This window comes from Tunturiibacter lichenicola, from assembly GCF_051013355.1.
Taxonomy (GTDB): Bacteria; Acidobacteriota; Terriglobia; order Terriglobales; family Acidobacteriaceae; genus Edaphobacter; species Edaphobacter lichenicola_F.
In genome coordinates this window covers 90,798-111,309 of the sequence record NZ_CP132945.1, presented here as the reverse complement: position 1 = coordinate 111,309, position 20,512 = coordinate 90,798, and the positions used below count along the sequence as shown (strand labels likewise).

Below are 20,512 nucleotides of genomic sequence, written 5' to 3'. Positions count from 1 at the left end.
CAGATAGATGCTTCCACAGCCGCGGATCCGGATCCATTATTCCTCTGACACACCTTCCTTCTCTGCCAAATGCTGAGTGACGTGTACGCCACGCACGGACCACGGAGGCTGTGTGAACCCAGATCAGATCGCCGAAACGCTTGTCGGGCTTACCGCCGGATGGATCGTTGGCCCCAACCAGAAGTCTGCATCCCTCGTCACCGCGCGCAAAGCGCTGGCCACCAGCCTGGCGTTGGGCATACATCCGGCCGAGATCCATCCCGGCCTGCCGGCTGCTGCGCCCGGCGCGCGCGTAACCATCAGCCTGGACAACGTGATCGGCCACACCGAGCTCGTGAAACCAACGGTTCTCGGCCTTGTCCAAAATGCGTCAGCCCTCGATCCGAACAATCCCGGCGGCCTCCCGGCCTGTGCACGTGGCATGCAAATTCAGGAATCCCTAGGCCCATTCATTGACGGCAATGGCATTGCCCAAATCGTCCACCTCATTCCGCTCAGCACCGAGGCCAGTGTTGCCTTCGGTTTAGCCACCTCAGTCTTCGGCGTATTTCCCGTCAGGACGAGAATACTAGTCGGCCCTCCCGTACCGAACAACGAGCTTGTTCTGGGAAAGGGCAGTGTATGGTTTGTCGCCAAACTGCTGGTTCACAGCCTGCCGGTGAACAGTTATAGCGGATTCCGCATTTCCAGCGGAGGGTTGAAGGCCTCCGCTCCATTCCAGTTACAAGGAGAGGTTTATGTCCTTCCCGCGAATGCCACAGTCGAGCTCATCGCGACGCTCGATCCCCCGGCCGTGCCACCCGGAGGCAGCAGCATAGGACAAGACGCAGAGTCGGACACAGTTCAACTACCCAAGACTGTAAGGATCGTATTCAGTGAGACCGGCGCAGCAGTAGAGGCACTCGACCCCAGCAGCGCAACCGTATATGGCACCCCTTTCAATTTCACGCGCAATGCAAATTCCGCGATTGCCTTCAATAACGACACCGCCATCCTGGTGCCATGCACCTCATCCATAACCAGTTTTACCTTCGCGACAGTCAAATCCACTCAGTTCGTTCCTTCAGGCACTGCGATCGTCGCGGGTACTGGATGGACCTTGCCCGTGGCCGTTACCACAGTTGCTGCACTCGGCCAGGCCGCCGGAGCAGGATCTCTGCTCATGGGTCTTGGCGCTGGAGCCAGCGCCCAGTGGCTGCTCCATCCGTCCATCGTGCCCATCGTGGGCTGCCAGATATTCGTTGACCCGACGCAAATCATCGTGATCGTCGGCGGTGTGGGCGGCAACGCCGTGCTCACTACCTATCAACTTTGGCCCGGGCTGCGCCCCTCTAAGCGCAACTCCTCGGTCGACTTCTACACTCCAGCCGGATTCATCGTCACCTTTATCTCTACTCCAGGAACTGAGACTCTGATCGGATTGGGTACTGCCATCGCGCACCTCGACCGTCCGCTCGCCGCCGATGGAATGCGCTACGCCCTCGATGACCCGGCTTTGATCGGCATCACTCTCAACAGCACCGGTACCCAGGTGACGATTCTTGCCATGGGGTCTGCGGCCGCCAGCGTGTTTCAGGCCATTCAGCCGCTCGCTCTCGAGAACGCTCTCATTGGAGTCGAGCCGCCCTATGGTTTCCTGCTCGGTGGCCCGGTCAGCGGCACTGATTTCATCCAGTGCAGAGTTGCAATCTTTTTCAGCGCGCAATGGCTCTTGCCCACGTTGCCCGATCCCTATGCCGCCACCTTTGGACTCGACGAGATATCCGGACAGACCTCAGGCGTACTGACCGCCGACACAACCTGGACCGGCGGCAACAATGTGGCTCTTACTTTTGTGCTGTCGCCATCCAGCCAGTCGGCAACTCAGGCTTCAACCCGGGCTCCCAGCGCAGGATCGGTTATCGGTCCGCTGGGCCAGACATTCGCCCAACCGTCATCAGTCATCCACCCTTTCGCCGCCAAGGGTGTAGGCCCATTGGACTCAACTATATTCGGCACCGCATTGCTGGATCTTTCTACGAAAGTTGACCTCTTCGGCGTTGCCATCGTTTCAGCCCAGCAACGCGTCACCGGCATCGCGGGCCACGACCAACTAGTCGCCACTTCACCTGCTGCGGCAGCTCCGGCCTTTGGCATCACTGGACTCAGTCTCGCTTTCAACGGCCTCACCTGCGCTACGTTCGCGCTGCCTCAGGTCTCTTGGGAACCGATGGAGTCCACCGGTCCCGCTCCACCCTTGGGGCCTATCTTCTGCAATCCGCCATCGGATGGGCCGCCGCTGTTGCTGATTGCTCCAGATGAGCAACAGCTTGTGCCACTGGCACCTGCCCCAGTGTTGCTCAACAACATCAGCAACGTGGCTGCCGGACAATCTTTCACGGCGGACTTCAGCTTACCCTTTGGATTGGTTGCGAGCATTAAGCAGCCGAACGCACCTCCGGACGCTGACGCGCCCCCGGGAACGCAGGCGCGCTTCCTTAGTCAGGGGGGGCAATTTCAACTTAACACACCGCAATTCCCGTCATCGCTCACCGGCGCGTTTCAAGTATCGCTAAAGCCCCCCTTCCCTGACAGTCCCAGTCCGATATTCAGCGGCAGCACGAGTATCGACGACACTGGTATCACAGCTACGTCGCCCGGGTACGGATTCAATGTGCTCGGCACCGGCGGTCCGACCCCGACCCAGAGCGTGGCTGATATCTTCCAGAACGAATTTGACCTTGGTGGCAGCAATTCCGGCGTGCCCTTGCGCCGCATCGACCTCGCCGGTTATGGCGCGAGCATCTTCAGCGAGTGGGCTGACAATACGACCCTGGGCTCGCACGTCACCAAAGTCAATTTTGAGACGGTAGGTGGACGAACCGCATTTGAGGTAATCCAGGTAGCGACCGTGATGTACCACTACGGCGCAACCATGGTCAGAACCATCACCATGGAACGCCAGGCTGCGGGTTGGGTGCAGCGCACCGACAGTGGCTGGGTAGCCACATCCAACGGTCTCTTTACCTTCCCTAATGCCGCAGACTTCACTAATCGCGTACATCGCGGGGCGGTCGCCGGCGTCTTCAATATTCGGAACATCAGGGAGGTCGAGAACTACATCTTCGTTCCGGCCGGAAACCCGTCGCCTCCCGCATTCGAATTCAAACAGGTGCTCTTCGACGCAGATATCGGACTCGATCACCGCGTGACCGTTTTGCAGGGCGGATCACCCAGCCCACTGACTGATGCAGACGGGAACCCGGTGACACTGGTTCCCGCGCGCGACCTCGTCGGCTATATCCAGCTTGGCCCCGATGGTGTCTCGCCGAATTCGAACGACCTCCAGAGCCTGTTTCAACAGACGGGCCCAATCACCGCAAACTTTTCCTGCCTGGCGCAAATCGGCTCGCTGGGCCTGACCGGTGGAACCACGCTGCGCTGTTCGGCGATTGAAGGCGACATGGCCTCGGTCAGCAGTGGCGCCAGCCCGGTTCCGGCTCTCGGGGCTGCGCTGCGCAGTGCTCCTGTCCTGCCTCGCGACGGAGCCTGGGGATTCGGTCAGCGCAAGCCCACCGATCTTGGTCTGTCCGCTCTTGCTCAGAATTTTCCAGTTCCAATCGTCCAGCCCACAACGGATCCCAACAACTGGCACATAGCTGACATCGCCGATGTTCTCGCCCTCGACAATCCCGCCAATCTCTACGGCATTCTGCAAGACACCGGCACGCAGAAGCTGCTCTTTGAACAACCCACGATCCCGCTCCTTGGCCCCGGGAGCCCTCCTGGGTCAACCCCCGGCATTGCATTGCCGAATCCTCCCAACTTCGCCGATGTCGCGTCGTTGCTCAACTCCACGGGCCTCTTCCCAGATATTCGCAACACGATTGCCATGCTCGGCGGACCGCCAAATCAGTTGCAGAATGCGGGCGACAGTCTGAAGTACAGCAAGACCATCACTTTCGACCCTCAGAAGACGGCACTCCCCCTAGTCGACCTTGGCATCCTGCAGGTTGCTCTTTCGTATTGCGATGAGTCGCAAGGCCGCGATGGATCAGGCAACGCAATTGCGCCCACGAAGCTCACCTACACCCTCGATCCAACTGCCGCGAAACGCTGGTCGTTCGAGATTGACAATCTTTCGTTCCTGGTCTTCGTGCCAGCGTTCTCGGCCAGTGATGCGCTGTTGACCATTATTGGCAGCATGGTCGCCGATGACCACACCAAGCCGACCCTCTCAAACCTCAACCTCGTCTATGGCGCGGCCCTCGATACTCTCAAGTCGATCTTCAGCAAGCTACAGAAGCTGGCGCAGTTCCTGCCCGGCGGCGCGGGTGCCGGACTGAACATCGCATTGGCCGACGGCAAGCTCACCGTCACTGACGTGTTCAACCTGCCGACGCTGCCGCTCGGCTTGGGCGAACTGACTGACATAGGTATCGATATAGGCTTCGCGCTCACACTATCGCCGCTTTCGGCAGACTTCATCATCGGCGTCGGCGGTCCCGACAATCCCTTCAACTGGATCGTCTCTCCACTAGCTGGGAACGGCCTGATCGATATCGGAGTGAAGGACGGAAAGCCCGAACTCACCGTGCAGGGCGGCATCGGTCTGGGTCTCGCGATTGACCTGGCCATCGCCTCAGGATCGGCTTCGATCACCATCGCCGTTCAGCTCGACGTAACCGGCTCGACCATCACTGTCATCTTTATCCTCAACGGCCAAGCCTCGGTAGATGTTCTGGACGGGCTCGCTAGCGCATCGATTACGCTGACGGCCTCGGTTGGCGTCTCGGTAAATCCCCTACCTATCCCGCAACCAATCCTTTTGCCCGACCCTGGTTTCGATTTCCCCGCCGAAGATATCACCTTCCTCGCCTCAGTCTCGGTAGGAATACACATCAGCGTCTGCTGGGTAGTCAACGTTGATTTCGATGGCTCGTGGCAGTTCTCGCAGTCTATCCACACTCCGGAAATTAGGGTTGTTGCCTGAGGGCAAGGAGCGAATCATGGCACTTAGCGATCTCGAACTCAGCCTCATGGCCTTCCCGCAAAACTGGAACGCCACCAAACAGCAGCTGACGGTGAACCTGATGCTGTTGCCGGTGGGCAATCCTTTGGCTGCGCTCGGTACCGGGCCCCAATTCGCCGGGACAACGGTCAATCTCGACGCCGCTTTTATCGCGGGTCTGGCAAGCCTGCCCAGCACGACGAGTCCGGTGGCCTTGACAGTGCCTTTCTTAGCTATTCCACCCATCGGTTCGGTAAGCCTGTTCAACAACCTGCTGGCGAAGTTGCCGGCCGGCACCACAGTCAATACTGCGACTCCTTCTGTCCCAGCCGCTTCCGTCCGGATCAAGAAGGCTTTGCCACCCAGTTACATCTCGGCCTTTCCCTTCGAGCGACCGCGCACCACGGACGTCGTCACTGGAGACGGTTACGGCTGCGCGCTCGCCGCGCAGTCGCCAGGGCAACTCTATCCACCACAGGCTCCGCCGCCCAAGATCATCGCCTGGGGACAACTCCTCTCCTATGCGCTGCGGCAGCCGCAACTCGCTTTGGCCCTCGGCCTCATCTATGAGGTCATCCTCGACGTGCCCACGGCGACAGTTCAAGACGGAGGTTGGCTCTATTTCGCCCTCGACACCTCGTCCGTCAGCCATCCCTGGGTAAACGACTTCACAACCAACCCCGACAAGGTCAAGTCATACGCAGCGCGTATTCCGCAACTCGATGCCCTGACCAGCCGCGATCTCTTTGCCGCGACCCTCTTTCCCGTGGTTGTCACGCCTGGAAGCGATCTGACCGAGGCACAGCTTGAGGCCGAGATCTACGATGACGGGTTTGCGCAAGTGGTCCACTGCAACCAGCCCACTACCGTCGATGCTGCCACTGGCGACGACACCCAGATCACTCCCGGAGCAGAAACAGGCGTGCAGATCGGCTGGGACGACGAACAAGTGACGACGTGGTTCAATCGCCAACTCGACCTCTTGCGCTTCCGGATCAGCGGATCTCCCCCTCCTCCCCCTCTTCTTCCTCCTCCCGAATCTCCGCTGGGAGTGCTCGGCTATCGCATCGATGTCCAGCAAGCCGGAACCACCGATTGGCACTCCCTCTGCAACGTAACAGGCAACCTGCCGTTCAGCGGTTCCACCACCAACGGCTCCGGGTCAACGCCAAGCGGTGAACTATGGGTATCCCCAGCGCCCGTTCGCCCCGTCCCTACCGACTGGGTCAGTCCCAACGCGGAACAGGCATGGCTGCCGCTCTACTTCTCGCAATGGCGAGGCAGCAGCATCGTGGTCCACGACGACACCATCACCAATATCAATCCCGGCGTCATCAACATGCCGTCCAGCGCACTCACGGGCAACATGACGGGGGTGCCCCCGCTGCGCTACGGCAAGGACTATAACTTTCGCGTGCGCTTTGTCGATCTGACGGGCGGTGGTCCAGGTGCCTCCGACGAACCCATTCATCCCGGCCTGGCGCCCGTTGGATTCTGTCCTTTCCGGCGCTACTTACCGCCGAAATCACTCGAAGTGCTAAGTACGCCCCCACCCGCGCCGCCCATCATTGAAGGTGGCATCCCTGTCTACCCACGCCAGGATGCCACCCGAACCATTACCACCCTGGCTGTAAACCGTCCCCACATTGGCTATCCCGAAGCCGTCTTCGCGGGAGTAGGCCCCGCCACCTTCACCGGAGCCAGTCTCGCCGCACTCCTCGCACAAGCCCAAGCCTCTGGACGCGCCTTGAGCGTGCCCGACCCCGATGTCGATCGCTTCCAGGTCACCGTAGAAGCCCGCATCCCCGCGCACGACACCGGTACTCAGGGCAGGCTGCCCGGCGAACTCGACGGCGGCAACTATCGCGTCATCTATTCGCTGGTGGAACCGTTCCCCGCCAGCGCCGATCAAACGTTCACCTTGTCGTTGAATTACGTCGACACCGATGACGTCGCCACCCTCATAGCGCCGCCTGATAACTCAGCCGTCATTCCCATTCCCACCGGACGCGACATACGCATCCGCCTGCAACCGCTCTCCGCCATCAAGAGCAACTACTACGGCACGCCAGAGCCGCCACCAGGCTTGATCAGCGACTACATTGTGCGTCAGGAAGCGTCCAATGAAACCGACCTCTTCCCATTCGCGCCCGAAGAACAGCTAAGGGCCTTCCTTTTCCAGCCAGGAAACAATTTGCAACAGTTGCTGGCACAAAATCTTTCACTTAATGTACAGGGCCTCACGTTCTCTGCGCCTCTCGGTAAAAGAGTCGCATTTGGAGCCTCCGGAGCGCTGCGCAACTCTCTCGCGGCAGATGGCGGCGCGATCACATTTACCAATCAGGCGGAGCTGCTCGACCACTGGATTGTCGCTTTCGTCATCGACATCGCCCGCGACTGGACCTGGGACAGTTTCGCTGAACCGGCCCTGACATTCTTCCGCGAAGTCAGCCTATCACCGATCGGCCTGCTCAGCCTGCCGCGTACTGTGCCCGCGGCGGCGCTCGGAGCATTGGGGTCGCCAGCCGACCGCACCACAACCCGCCTGATTTTCTTCGATGCTATCAAGCCCGATCCCGTAGTAGGGTCTTTTCCCGCTCCGCTGAATCCTCAATACAGAGCTGTCGCATCATTCAAATCCGCACCGGCATTGCAGCAGATCTACACAAGCCTCAATCTTCCGATCACCACACGGCCAGCGCAAACGCCGAGGATCGTTGCAACTGGCATCGCTGAGTCTCCCTACGAGGCATCGCATGATTATTCTCAGACCTCGCTGCGGGACCGACACCTGTGGATCGAGTTCGACCAGCCGATTGCCGATTCCGACGATGTCTATTTCGGCCGCGTCCTCGCGTCTGGGCCAGACCCGCTCCTCGCTGCGCGGCTCATTTTCAACTACGAACTGCCGCTTTCTGATCAGCTTCCTGCGCCCGTCGAACCGCCGCTGCCCATCGACCCAGAGCCGATCCGCACCATCTTCGCAACCCAGTCCAGCGATGAATCCGGACTTGACGCCATGACTCCCCTCATCCCCGCCATTCCTTCGGGCGGTCAGCCCGACGGCGTGCACTTTATCCTGCCGTTGCCTCAAGGCATTTCTCCTGAAGCCCTCGATCTCTTCGGTTTCTGGACCTATGAGTTCCGAGTCGGGCACGCCCAGAAATGGTCGACCGCACAAGGCCGTTACGGGCGACCAGTCCGCGTCACCGGGATCCAGCACCCATGCCCACATCTGATCTGCTCGCCGAATCGCACCAAAGACAGCATCTTCGTCTCCGCACCCTACGCCACCACACTGTTGAATGGAGTGCGTCTCTACGATCTGCAGTTCGGTGATCCACAGACCGTTATCTGGTTCATGCTCTATGCGCAGGTGTTGCAGACGGACGGCGCATCCTACCGCAATATCCTACTTACCCACCTGCAGGGCCAACTACTGCCCGACCCTCCACCCCTGTTGCTTGAGGCCACGCCGGTCTTGCAGCTGCCCTTCAACAAAGTCTCGCCACACCTCCCGGCGACCCACGCTGCACCAGCTACGAACGGTAATCATTCTGTCAATCGCGAGCCGCGCGCTTTCACCGTCTTCAGCGAACAACTCATCGAAGGTCTCTTGGCCACCCTCAGCTTGCCGCTCACTTCCCCGCTAAGCGTCCTTGCAGTGGAACTGCTGCCCGGCCCTCTGAACGTGGATCCCACAGTAGGCGATCTCGATCGCACCGCAGCAGTCGGCAAACTCCGGATCGCGAACGATACTGGGACCGGGACGCCAACAGAAGATCCCCTAGGGGCAGACCTTGGACTGCGACGCATTCTACGCACTTCCCCCCTCACGCAAGTCCCTGCCATCTGCTGATCGCTTGATTGCTTTTTCAGAGTTAGCCGGTAAAACGGTCAAGAGTTGAAAACTATATGAAGCCCATTGTCGGAACCAGGGTGTGGATACACCGTTGTGACTGTTCTTTCGTCCTTGCTGACCCTGTACAGACTTCGGTGGAGAGCTTGTTCGTCGTCGTGGTGCGGAAAGTGGGAGCGCGTAGCGCTCCCAGGCCGAAGGCGTCTTTTCCGCGCCCGCTATACTGGCACAGCTGCTGACCTGTATTCGTTGCCGCAGCGCACAATCAGCGGACCGCAGGACGCGAATGGCGAATCGCTCTCGAACGGAGCGCTCAGTCGTCATCGTGCATGCGACGTAAGTTGTTTCTGTATACGGCCCTTCCTATAGCGTTTCCCAGGCGCTCGCCTGCGACCTGATCGGTTCGAAAGTGTATCCCACCGTAAACACGTGCGTCGGAGATGTCGTCGGTAATCTGCTTGAACGTCGTGTATCGCAATACGATGTCGGGCACGGTGGGATTTGACAACGTCATCAAATGCCCGCCTTCACCGTATATGCGTCTCAGAATCTCGGCGGCGCTATTAGCTGCGCTGCCGTGGTTGGAGGGATAACTCGGGAAACATGGAGTCGTGACAAAGGGGGCCCAGCTAGGATCAGGATCAGTTTTCGGATTGTCGTCTGTGTCCCCAGCATGGATCGCTGTTTCGGGTCGCCAGAAATTGTAGTGATACTTGTTGAAGAATGCCGCGACTAAGCTGTCATTCATTGCCATGTTAATTAGGGCCAGCGCACGAGCATTGTCGGTCAGAGAATGCCACCGCTCCTGCGCAACCTGCTGTACGGCCTGGTTGAAGACCTGAGTTGGCGAGGCCGCGGCATAGAAGAGCGCGACATTCGCACGATCTTGTGGTCGCTCTGTACTGTTGATGCTTCCCACCGTCATCACCTCGTTGTAGGTTTTCGCATATTCGCGGCTCGTGAGCACTGGCGGTGGGTCTAGGAGATACTCACTAACACTCGGGATACCGAACGGAGTTACGTTTTGCCATTGATACGCGATCCCGACGGAGACTCCATTCACACTTGGACAACTCGGTGTGGCTTGCCATTCCCCCGGAACCGGCGGCCCCGGTATCTTGAATTGCGGAGGCGACGATCCGTCGTTTGCGCGCAGAGCGATCGTGGCCAAAGCTGCCGCTTCCCCCGTTGCAATGCCGTCGGTCTTGGCTTGACCGTCCGGTATAGACGCGAGAGAGTTGGCGCGTTCGGTGTCGAGGGTCGAGGCGCTAGCTGTGAAATAGGTCCTAAGTACGCGATAGGCAGCCTGGATGGCTGCCGCCTCGGGTGATGCATCTCGGGGTGCTACGATCGTTCCAAGATAGGGATGATACTCGCCCGTAATGGCGTTCACGGATTCGAATACAGCGAGTTGTACGATTGCCGCGTATCGCGCCTGGGCGAACGGGTTTTGGCCGTTCGTGACCGCTGTGTTCACCGCGATCACGTTCCAATCCAATACGGCATCGGCTTTCGCGACGTCAGACCCGAATAGAGTCGCAATCAACATGCATAGCCCGAGAACCCGGTTCTTCGTGTCGCCATCTATCTTTTTCATTGCGTTTCCTCCGATTTTTCACTGGCTTTCGGTCAGTAGTAATCGACATATTTGCCGCAAGGAGGCCTATTGTCCATATCGGAGAGTGTGTCGCGGCGTTATGCTTTGTGTGTCGCTCTAAAGACAAGCGTGGTTTGCACTTGCGTCAGCCCCTACCGACGTGGTGTAAAATCACTCAGCTTCCATGGGGTGTGCCATGGCTTCCGAGCCAGCTGGAGTGGAGCAACCGATCCGGTTCGGCGAGGGCTACGAGGTTGATCTGCGTCCTCGGAGGCTCCGCCGTGGCAGTCATGTACTGAAGCTTGAGCGTATCCCGTTCGAGATCCTTCTCCTGCTGCTTGAACACCGGGACGAGATCGTTACCCGGGAGCAAATCGTTTCCAGGGTTTGGGGCCAAGGTGTCTTCCTGGATACCGACAACAGCATCAGGGGCGCGATCCGGAAGCTTCGGCAGGCGCTGAAGGATGACGCCGAGTGCCCGCGATTCATACAAACAGTCATCGGCCAAGGGTATCGTTTCATTGTGCCGGTCGTTCCTCCCGAGGAAGAAAACCGGGGGGAGACACCCAGCCCTGAAGCATCAACCGTCGGCACAAGCGAGCAGAATCTCGTGTCGGAGCCCAACGGCTGGTTGCCGACAGCTGGACTGCGCTCGGTGGGGGAGCAGCAGGATCGAACCGCGGTGAAATTGCCTGCTGCCGAAAACGGTCAGGGACAGAGGAATTGGCTTGCCCGCAGGGGGCTTTTGCTTGGAGCAATGTCTTTGCTCGTACTGATCGCTGCCACAGCGTACATCCTCACCCGGAACAGATCGGCTCATGCGAAAGCTCCCAAAATCACTTCCCTCGCGGTACTGCCGCTGAAAAACCTTTCCGGCGATCCCGCACAGGAGTACTTTGCCGACGGCATGACCGAGGAGGTTATCGGACGCCTGTCCATGATCCGTGGGCTCCGCGTCATCTCACGCACATCGGTGATGCAATTCAAGGACACCGTGCTCCTGGCGCCGGAGATCGCAAGAAAGCTAGGGGTGGATGCCCTCGTGGAAGGATCTGTGATACGAGAAGGCGACCGGATTCGTGTTCACGCGCAGTTGATTCGTGCATCGACCGACGAGCACTTCTGGTCCGAGACCTACGACCGCGAACTCGGCGACGCCCTCACGCTGGAGAGCGAAGTCGCACGGTCCATCGCCCAAAGAGTGGAGGTTACGGTCTCAGGCGAAGAGCGCGCCAGACTTGTTGCTGCACGTCAGGTGTCGCCGGAAGCTTACGAGAGCTATCTCCAAGGCATGTTTGCCAAAGGTAACAGGAGAGCCGAGATCGAAAAACGTATCGCCTGGTTCAACGAGTCGATCAGGAAGGACCCGGCATTTGCGCAAGCTTACGTCGGCCTCGCATCGGCATATGAGGCACTTGGCACAGTTTATGTCGGCGCTCCCCCGAGTGAAACGCGTCCAAAGGTGATCAACGCGGCTCGAACGGCGCTGGAGCTGGATCCTGATCTCGCCGACGCGCATGTCCTTCTGGCCAACATATATATGAGGCAGTGGAAGTGGACCGAGGCGGAGACAGAATACAGGCGCGCCCTCGATTTGAATCCGAACGACGCTGCTGCGCACGACCGATTTTCTGACTGGCTGTTGTGCCATGGACGTATGGAGGAGGCGCTGGCGTGGGCCCGCCGCGCCCGCGATCTTGACCCTCTCGGAACTTCCGGCCATACCATCGGGTGGACTCTGTTCAACGCACATCGCTATGACGAGGCAATACGAGAGTTCCGAGATGTGCTGGCGGTAAGACCGGACGACAGACTTCCCCTCTGGCCCCTTGGATGGGCGCTCATTGGCAACCATCAAGCCGACGAGGCAATCCCTGAGTTGGAGGAGGCAGTTTCTGTTACGAACAGGAGCCCAGGGGTTATCAGTGCGCTGATCTGGGCGTATGCCCAAGCCGGGCGACGAGCAGATGCAGTTCAGCTCCTTGGCGAACTGAAAAAACGCCAGCAGACTGGCTACGTTCCTGCCGGTGCCTTTGTGCATGCTTATTTGGGCCTCGGCGACAACGATGAGGCATTTACGTGGTTTGAGCGGGCCTATGAGGAACAATCCAATATCTTGATATACATCAAGGTCTTCCCGTTGTATGACCCGCTGCGCGGCGACCCGCGCTTTCAGGATTTGGTGCGCCGCGTCGGGCTGAACTGACCCTGACGGCTCCCTGGAAGTTGGGAAGCCGTTTTACCTTACTTATGTGATCGTAATTTGTCCTGATATCTCGGCTTCTGTTTACTAATTGTTCTTTCACTCGGCCGTGAAACCAGCTTCTCGGAGAAGTGGTTCCCGAGGACTGCGGTGCCGGTTGCAAGTGTCCGAGAGGCTGACTTTTCACTCAAGTGGATTGCTGCAGCTAAATGTGCCCAACGGCATTCCTTCGTCCGTCCAAGTTTTCTTCGGACGAACGAACGAGTACGTCTTCGATCAGATTCCCCGCTGAGCCATAACCGGTGAAGCGGGGAGCTCTTGATGCCAAAATTGTTGCCTTCAGTGAGGGAAATGACGGAGTTCTTGCGCATGAGTTTAATGAAGCTTCCAAGGCAAGCCTCGGAAGCTATCTCGAAGGCCAATGGAGGAAACATGCTTACTCAATTCAGCAAGGTAGCTGCAGTCGCCGTTTCCGTAATACTGTGCTGCGCCGGCGTGCGGGCCGAGGCAAATTGCCATGAAGTGGCAGGCGGGATAACCACCAACTTCGTCGATTCGTCCGACACTCTCGGCAGCGCCACCGGAGATCTGGCCGGGGGCCTCGGCGTCCATGTCTTCAACCAAGAGCAAGGCTCGGGCGGAACGATCCGGCTCACCGTGCAGCACCATTGGGTGACCGTCACGGGTGAGACCGTTTCCCTCGATCAGGCGACCGTGACGCTGTTCCCAACCCCTGTCCCCGGCCTTTACGCCGGCAGTTATCTGGACGGAGTGAACCTCAGCAGGTCCGGCACCGGGCGCTTCGCCGGCGCATCCGGCAAGATATATGCATGGGGAGCAGTCGATCTCAGCAAAGGCGAGGTGGTGCTTCGCTACTCCGGCAACGTCTGTTACGCCGATAGACACCCTGACAATTCCAAATCGAGCGAAAGCTGAGGGGAGGCGGCTGGAAGCCCGCAAGAGCGAAACTCCATGAGCCAGTTTTCTCCGGATTCCGCTCCTCCAGGTAAACCCTGGAATCGTGGCGATTCCAGGGGCCTACCGATCTACATTATTGGCAGAACCGGCAAGTTCGAAGGCGCAAGGGGGTATCTGGACTATCTCGGGCTGGCGGATCTTTATCAGAACACCTTGGTTCTGGTTCTCTGCTACGCGTTAGCTGAGAATGGGCGCGTCTTTTCTTGGAGTTGCCATACCTGAACAATGACCCTGGTTATGTTTCAGTGACGCTCCATTCTTCAAGTCAATCTGAGTGTTAGCAGTTTATCGAAAGCCCTCCGCCAGAACCAACTCGCTGCTCGGCGGAAGGATCTGGTCGTAGAGGATCCATTTACGGTCTGGGGAGACGCTGAACCCCAAGTAGGCCTGGCCAACAGGGGCTACCACTTCCGTCTTGCCGGTAGCGAAGTTAAGAAACTCGATTGCGTAGCGGTGGCCGGTCCCGGTGAGGAAATAGACGCCATCGTCCATCACGGCAAAGTTCCAACTGGTGATGGAAGGCAAAACCTGTGTCTCCTCACCGCCTCCAACCGGCATTTTGCGAAGTCTGGAGTCCGCGCCTTCGCCGGAAAAGTAGAGCCATTTTCCATCGGGCGATTCGGAAGCAATCAGCCCGCCGTCATGAGTTACCTGAACAGGTTGCCCGCCGCCGGAAGGCGCCTTCCACACTTGGGTGGCGCCACTCTCCGTGGAGGAGAAGTAAATCCATTTCCCATCGCGCGACCAGCGCGGGAACATCGCTCCGGCAGTTAGAGAAGTGAGGCGCCTCGTGGCTCCTCCTTCTGCCGGGATTACGAATATCTCGGGGTTGCCCTGCACATTGGAGTAGAAGGCAACTTGCTTCCCGTCGGGAGACCACGTCGGTACGCCAGTTGCGGAGGATCCCATTGTAGTGAGCTGAGCGCAGCCCTGGCCGTCGCTTTCGCAAACCCAGATTTCAAGGTTACCTCCCCGCTTGGATTCGAACGCCACCTTCCTGCCATCGGGAGAATATTGCTGAGCAAATTCGTCCCTGGTTGATGCAAACATTCTCTCCGGCGGCCCTCCTTTTGTATGTCTCTCCGGAATATGCATGCGCCAGATACTCTGTCCCCCGCCGTTTCTCAGGGCGTAAGCCAAACGTGGCGAGGTGAGAGAGCTCGTGATGAAGTTGAGGCCGGCGCCAGTCTCGACTGCCATGACTGCCTGACCGCGGGTGGGGTTTCGGTCTTCCGGTGAGAGCGGCTGGGTCCAGAGCCCAAGATCGTGGAAGAAGACCAGCTTCCGGCTGTCCGCCGTCCAGGCCACGCATGACCAGTTAAAGACTTCACTTGGGGTCGCAACCCAGGGCGCGAAGACCACTTCCCGGGGTTCACCCCGAGCCTTGCCGTCGATGTCCAGTCCGAGCAGATAAATGGTTCCCCGCCAGTTGCCCTCTGCATGTGCGCGTCGGAAGGCAAGAGTTTTGCCGTCCGGAGATACCGCCGGGCAATGATCTCCGATTACCCCGCTGGGCGGAAAGGTCAGTTGATGTTTTTCTCCAGTGCGGACGGAAACAAGAAACAAACCGGTGGGGCGTCCAGCGGATGCATGGTCGGTGATGATGAGTGATTGACTGTCCGGTGCCCACGCCAGATAGGGCGAATAAAAATAACCCGTTTCCCCGATCGAGACTTCAACTAGCTTGCGTTCCTGTCCACCGAGAGCCGGCATCAGCATTAGGCCGAACTGGTTTCCAACATCCGATTTACGCAGGAAAGCGATCGAACTTCCATCCGGTGACCATACCGGATTCGTATCGTCTGCCGGATCTCGCGTCAGCCGTAAAGGTGGGGCGGCCACCGCGGCTCCGGCTTTTGTGGTCTTCACATAAATGTCGAAGTTCGCCTGGTCCAGGCCGTTCCACGAGTATGCAACTTGGCTTCCATCCGGCGAAAGCGACGGTTCCTGTTCAACTCCGGGGTCAGTGGTCAGCGGAATCAATTTGATGTTTTGGATTGTCTGGCGAGTCCACCAGGTCCACGCAAGAACTCCAGCGACCAGCGCCGATACTACAACTGCAAGCGTCAATACTGATCTCCCGTTACGCTTTGTCGTTGCTACGAACACGCTCGGCGTCATGGGCGTGGATGCCGCTTTCTTCTCCAGCTCTTCGAGAACCAGCTTCACGTCGGACGCTGACCGCCACCGCGTCGCAGGATCTTTCGCAAGGCATCGTTCCACGAGATGGCGGAATGTCGGCGGCGCAAGCCTTTCAAACGCCGGTTCGCCGTGCATGATTTGAGATATCAACTCTGCTCGACTCGATCCGCCGAACGCGCGGCCGCCCGACGCCAGCTCGAAGAGCACCAGTCCCAGGGCGAATATATCGGTACGAGCATCGCAGTCGTGGCCTTCGAGTTGTTCGGGAGCCATGTAGGCGGGCGTTCCCAGAACCGCACCTTGCATTGTCAGGGTTGTCTCGGCGTCCTCTAGCAGGGTCGTTGTTGCATATTTCGCCAGACCGAAATCGAGGAGCTTGATCCCTTTGGCAGTCTCCATGATGTTTCCGGGTTTAAGATCGCGATGGACGATTCCTTGGGCGTGCGCGGTCGTCAGAGCATCGGCAATCTGCGCGCCGTATTGGAATACCTGGTTAGCAGGAAGCGGTCCCTGCTTTAGCCGATCCGCCAGCGATCGGCCTTCCACCAATTCCATGACCAGGTAATCCGGTCCAATATCGTACAGCGTGCAGATGTTGGGGTGATTCAGCGCGGAGATGGCCCGTGCTTCTCGATCGAAACGCGCTCTCAGAGGCTCAAGATAGACCTTGATAGCGACGACTCGCCCCAGCCGCGTATCGCGAGCTCGATAGACCTCGCCCATACCCCCGGAACCGACCAGACAGTCGATTTCGTATGGTCCGAGACGAGAACCTTTCGCCAGTTGTATGCGCTGCGGCGGCGCGGATTTGAGGAACTGCTCCATCACATCGGGAGCTGAGGCAAGAAGGGCGTCAACCTCGACTCGGAGAGAGGGGTCTGTCTGACATGCACGTCCCAGAAAAGCCGCACGTTCTTCCCCACCAATGTGCAAGGCACCGTCGAGGATTTCTTTCACCTGCTGCCATCGTTCGTGAGTCATGCCATTCGAGGTCCTGCGATTTCATGGCGCAGCCAAAGTCGCGCCGTCGTCCATTCACGCGAGACAGTAGCCTCCGAAATGCCGAGAGCAACCGAGGTCTCTTCCAGTGAGAGACCGGCAAAAAACCTGAGTTCGACGATCCGGCACTGGCGTTCGTCGAGTTTTGCGAGGCGTTCGAGAGCGTCATCCAGGAGAATCAGATCCACGCTTCTCTGATGCGGCAGGCCGATGGCCTCATCCAATGGAAGTTCGCCCGCACCCGCGCCCCGCTTGGCAGCTCTGAATTTCCGTGTGCGGTCCACCAGAATCTCTCGCATTAAACGAGCAGCGACTCCAAAGAAATGGGCGCGATTCTGCCAGTCAGGTGGATCCTTTCCGACCATGCGCAAGTACGCTTCATGAACAAGGCCTGCGCTTTGAATGCTATGACCGGCCGCTTCACGACGGAGATGACTGCGCGCCAGGCGGCGCAGTTCCTCGTAGACAAGCGGAACCAGCTGCTCCAGGGCCGCGTGGTCGCCCTCTCGCCAGCGAACAAGCAATTCCGTTACTTGCGAATGGGGGGCCGGGCCTTCATCTCTCGTAGCCATCGAATGTCCGGGAACGGGGCAAGCACGTTGTTTACGGAAGCATAACCCCAAAGGAATTGCAGGTCAAAGATTCCGCGATGACTAGAGTTCAGTGTCGGTTCAAAGACGATAGGGTTGAACTGAATTACCACCTAGCTCTGTGGCTTCTACGATCCTGTCTTCGGTGCCCTCAACCAGTTGTTGAACCCAGCGGCGACGATCAACAATTCAATTCTGCAGGCGGCGCTCCTAGACTGCCGGCTCCGCAGACAAGCTCCCCGCTGTAGTGAGGCAAGCCGGAAAAGCATTCTGGAGTTCCCACATGGAACACGATCCTCGGAATCCCCATGAACTTCCTCAGACCCGCCTCGATGAGTGCATTGGCCTGAATGCGTCAACTGAGGCGAAACCGGTAGGTGCACCTAGCCCACTCATATGACGAATAACGCCACACAACCTACGACAATTAAGTCCTCAACCACCGCTCAGGGTTTACACTGAAATGCGCAAAAGGTGAACCGTCCTGACATCGGCCAGCAACATCATTTGTAAGAGCAAAGCTGAAATGGCACTCACAAGAGAGAGCCGTGCAAACACCAGGACAATGGCTGAAGGCCAAACAGATCGCCGAGGCGGCATTGGAGCAGGAATCTGCTGCCAGAACCGCCTATCTAGACTCCGCATGCGAGTTGCATCCGGAACTCCGTTCTGAAGTCGAATCTCTGCTCGGGGCAGATAAAGATGGGGATTTTCTATCTGCGACCACTGTAGGGATGCCCCCGGCCGATGAAGAACCACCGGCTTCGATGATCGGACCTTACCGGTTGATAAAGAAGTTGGGAGTTGGCGGCATGGGGCAGGTATGGCTCGCAGAGCAGACCGAACCTGTCAGGCGCCGTGTCGCTCTCAAACTGATCAAAGCCGGTCTTTACGACGATACGATCGCGCAGCGTTTTCTCTCCGAACGTCAGTCGCTGGCAATGATGGAACACCCTGCGATTGCCAAGGTCTTCGATGCGGGCGCCACTTCGGCGGGACAGCCCTACCTCGTCATGGAGTACGTTGACGGTTTGCTACTCACCGATTACTGCGACCAGAGAAAGCTAAGCGTGAAGGACCGCCTAAGACTCTTTCTGCAGGTCTGCGAGGGAGTGCAGCACGCCCATCAGAAAGCTATTATTCATCGTGACCTCAAGCCTTCGAATATCCTGGTGACCGAGGTGGATGGCAAGCCCACTCCGCGCATCATCGACTTTGGCCTGGCTAAACTCATCACGCCCACTGTCCCCGGGGAGACAATGTTCACACAATACGGTGCATTCCTGGGCACGCCGGGATACATGAGCCCTGAGCAAGCCGACCCGACTGTCCAGGACATCGATACTCGCGCCGATGTGTATTCTCTCGGCGTCATCCTTTATGAACTCCTGACCGGCGACTTGCCGTTTGATTCGGGACAGTGGAAGAAGCAGCGATTCGATGAAATCCTACGCCAGTTGCGCGAGCTCGATCCAGAGCGCCCCAGCGCGAAAGTTGGTATGAATAAGAACGCGTCCGCGAGTCGTGCGGAGACCCGAAGCACTGATCCGCGACAGCTCGCATTATCTCTGCGGGGGGACTTGGACGTGATCACCCTAAAAGCGCTGGAGAAGGACCGGAATCGACGATACGGTGGTCCGTCAGAGTTGGCTGCCGACATCGAACGCTATCTCGATAACAGGCCTGTACTAGCTCGGCCTGCGAGTACCGGATATCGTCTACAGAAGTATCTGCGCCGCAACCGTCTGGCTGTGGTCCTCTCTACTGTAGCTGCATTGCTGTTCGTCTCCTTTGCAATCGTGCAGGCCGTACAGTTGCGGCGGACGACGCAGGAACGCGATCGTGCCGACGGGGTTGCCGAGTTTATGACGCAGATGTTCGAAGTTTCCGATCCCAGTGAAGCGCGGGGTAATTCCGTGACTGCCCGCGAGATCCTCGACAGGTCGTCCGCCGAAATCGATAAATCGCTGGGGCGCGATCCAGAACTACGCGCGTCCATGATGTTCCAGATGGGGAGTGTTTATCAGAGCCTTGGGCTGTATGCCAAAGCACAGTCACTTCTAGAGCAGACGCTGGAAATAGATCGCCGGACGTTCGGATCCGTCAATGAACATACGATCGCTACGATGTCAGCTCTGGCCTTAGTTCTTGCTTCGCAAGGCCAGCTTGGCGAAGCAGAAAAACTGGCGCGTGAGTCGGCGGACCAAGCGTCCCATCTCTTTGGCCTGCGCAATGCCAAAAGTCTCAAAGCCAGGCACGCTCTTTGGAATGTGCTTTATCGCGAAGGCCGCTACTCTGAAGCTGAAGCGCTTGGCCGCGTGACTCTGGACACGGCGCGATCACTGCTGGGTCCGGAGAATCCGGATACGGCAATTTACAGCATCGCCCTGGCGAGGTCAGATGCCGCCCTGGGTCGCTATCCCGAGGCAGAAAGCCTTCTTCGCAGTGCGATCGAAGTCGACACGAAGGTCTTCGGAGCCGATCATCTTCGGACGATCTACGCGATGAACCACCTGGCTGCAACACTTTCGGAATCCGGCAAGCCGGCTGAGGCGGAAAAGATTATGGGCCAGGTTTTTGACACAGAACGTCGGGTTCTCGGTCCCGATCACCCGGTAACGCTCGGCGAGGCCAGCAGTCTGGCCAACTATATCTCTGACCAAGGGCGCTATGGGGAAGCTGCGATACTCTTTCGCGACATTCTGGCGAGGCAACGCCGGATTCTTGGCCCTGATAATCCCGGTACGTTGCTTACGGCCGGTAACTTCGCAAATGCGCCGGCAGAACTCAGTCAATTCGCCGAAGCAGAGGACCTGCAAAAAGACACCCTGGAGCGCGTGCGTCGCCTCTACGGCATTCACGATCCCAGTACCTCCACTGCTGCCTATAATCTTGCGTGTATGTACGCCCTTCAGGGGCGGCGCGAAGAAGCATTGTCTTACCTTGAGCAATCCATCCAATACGGTCTTATCGTCCGCACGGGCCTGCACATCTCCGAAGACGAAGATTTGAAATCTCTTCACGGTAATCCTCGGTTCGAGGCCCTTGCTGCGGAGGCACACAGGCAAGCGCTCCATCAACAAAAGAGGGACTAAGGAAGCGATATCCTGCAGAGGCAGGAGTATTTCCTTCACGACCTGCGCTGCTCTCGCCG

At 58.3% G+C, this 20,512-nt stretch carries 8 protein-coding genes and 1 pseudogene; 6 read left to right on the top strand and 3 right to left on the bottom strand.

Features of this window, described 5'->3' with window-relative positions; genetic code table 11:
- Nucleotides 1–112: 112 nt before the first annotated feature.
- The gene (locus tag RBB82_RS23465; RefSeq protein ID WP_433975533.1) at nucleotides 113–4,972 is read left to right on the top strand and encodes a hypothetical protein; all 4,860 of its coding nucleotides are present in this window, start codon (nucleotides 113–115) and stop codon (nucleotides 4,970–4,972) included.
- Nucleotides 4,973–4,988: 16 nt separating this feature from the next.
- Complete coding sequence (locus RBB82_RS23460; protein WP_433975532.1) at nucleotides 4,989–8,849, top strand: hypothetical protein; 3,861 nt, start codon at nucleotides 4,989–4,991, stop codon at nucleotides 8,847–8,849.
- Nucleotides 8,850–9,162: 313 nt separating this feature from the next.
- Here the strand turns inward: RBB82_RS23460 and RBB82_RS23455 are convergent, their stop codons facing one another.
- Nucleotides 9,163–10,446, bottom strand: coding sequence for a vanadium-dependent haloperoxidase (locus RBB82_RS23455; protein WP_433975531.1), 1,284 nt, complete (start codon nucleotides 10,444–10,446; stop codon nucleotides 9,163–9,165).
- 184 nt (nucleotides 10,447–10,630) lie between these two features.
- On the opposite strand from RBB82_RS23455, the pseudogene RBB82_RS23450 reads away from it, so the two are divergent.
- From RBB82_RS23450 to RBB82_RS23440, 3 genes and pseudogenes are all read left to right on the top strand, one after another.
- Nucleotides 10,631–10,906: pseudogene (locus tag RBB82_RS23450) on the top strand (winged helix-turn-helix domain-containing protein); the annotation flags it as partial.
- Nucleotides 10,907–11,056: 150 nt separating this feature from the next.
- On the top strand, nucleotides 11,057–12,652 hold the full coding sequence (locus RBB82_RS23445; protein WP_433976003.1) for a tetratricopeptide repeat protein: 1,596 nt from the start codon (nucleotides 11,057–11,059) through the stop codon (nucleotides 12,650–12,652).
- A 366-nt stretch (nucleotides 12,653–13,018) separates the two neighbouring features.
- Nucleotides 13,019–13,585, top strand: a complete 567-nt coding sequence (locus RBB82_RS23440) for a hypothetical protein (RefSeq protein ID WP_433975530.1) — start codon at nucleotides 13,019–13,021, stop codon at nucleotides 13,583–13,585.
- Nucleotides 13,586–13,912: 327 nt separating this feature from the next.
- On the opposite strand, the gene RBB82_RS23435 is transcribed toward RBB82_RS23440, so the two are convergent.
- Entirely contained in the window at nucleotides 13,913–16,750 is a 2,838-nt protein-coding gene (locus RBB82_RS23435; RefSeq protein WP_433975529.1) for a protein kinase domain-containing protein, read from the bottom strand.
- Nucleotides 16,747–17,340 carry a sigma-70 family RNA polymerase sigma factor gene (locus tag RBB82_RS23430; RefSeq protein ID WP_433975528.1) on the bottom strand — a complete coding sequence of 198 codons (594 nt, stop codon included), beginning with the start codon at nucleotides 17,338–17,340 and terminating at the stop codon, nucleotides 16,747–16,749. The genes RBB82_RS23435 and RBB82_RS23430 overlap by 4 nt, the downstream gene beginning before the upstream one ends.
- Nucleotides 17,341–17,906: 566 nt before the next feature.
- Between RBB82_RS23430 and RBB82_RS23425 the strand changes: the two genes are divergently transcribed.
- Nucleotides 17,907–20,453, top strand: a complete 2,547-nt coding sequence (locus RBB82_RS23425; protein WP_433975527.1) for a tetratricopeptide repeat protein — start codon at nucleotides 17,907–17,909, stop codon at nucleotides 20,451–20,453.
- Nucleotides 20,454–20,512 lie beyond the last annotated feature (59 nt).

Coding starts and splice junctions, on each gene's coding strand:
- RBB82_RS23460 (WP_433975532.1), top strand. CDS start 4,989: ATGGCACTTAGCGATCTCGAACTCAGCCTCATGGCCTTCCCGCAAAAC.
- RBB82_RS23455 (WP_433975531.1), bottom strand. CDS start 10,446: ATGAAAAAGATAGATGGCGACACGAAGAACCGGGTTCTCGGGCTATGC.
- RBB82_RS23440 (WP_433975530.1), top strand. CDS start 13,019: ATGAGTTTAATGAAGCTTCCAAGGCAAGCCTCGGAAGCTATCTCGAAG.
- RBB82_RS23435 (WP_433975529.1), bottom strand. CDS start 16,750: ATGACTCACGAACGATGGCAGCAGGTGAAAGAAATCCTCGACGGTGCC.
- RBB82_RS23430 (WP_433975528.1), bottom strand. CDS start 17,340: ATGGCTACGAGAGATGAAGGCCCGGCCCCCCATTCGCAAGTAACGGAA.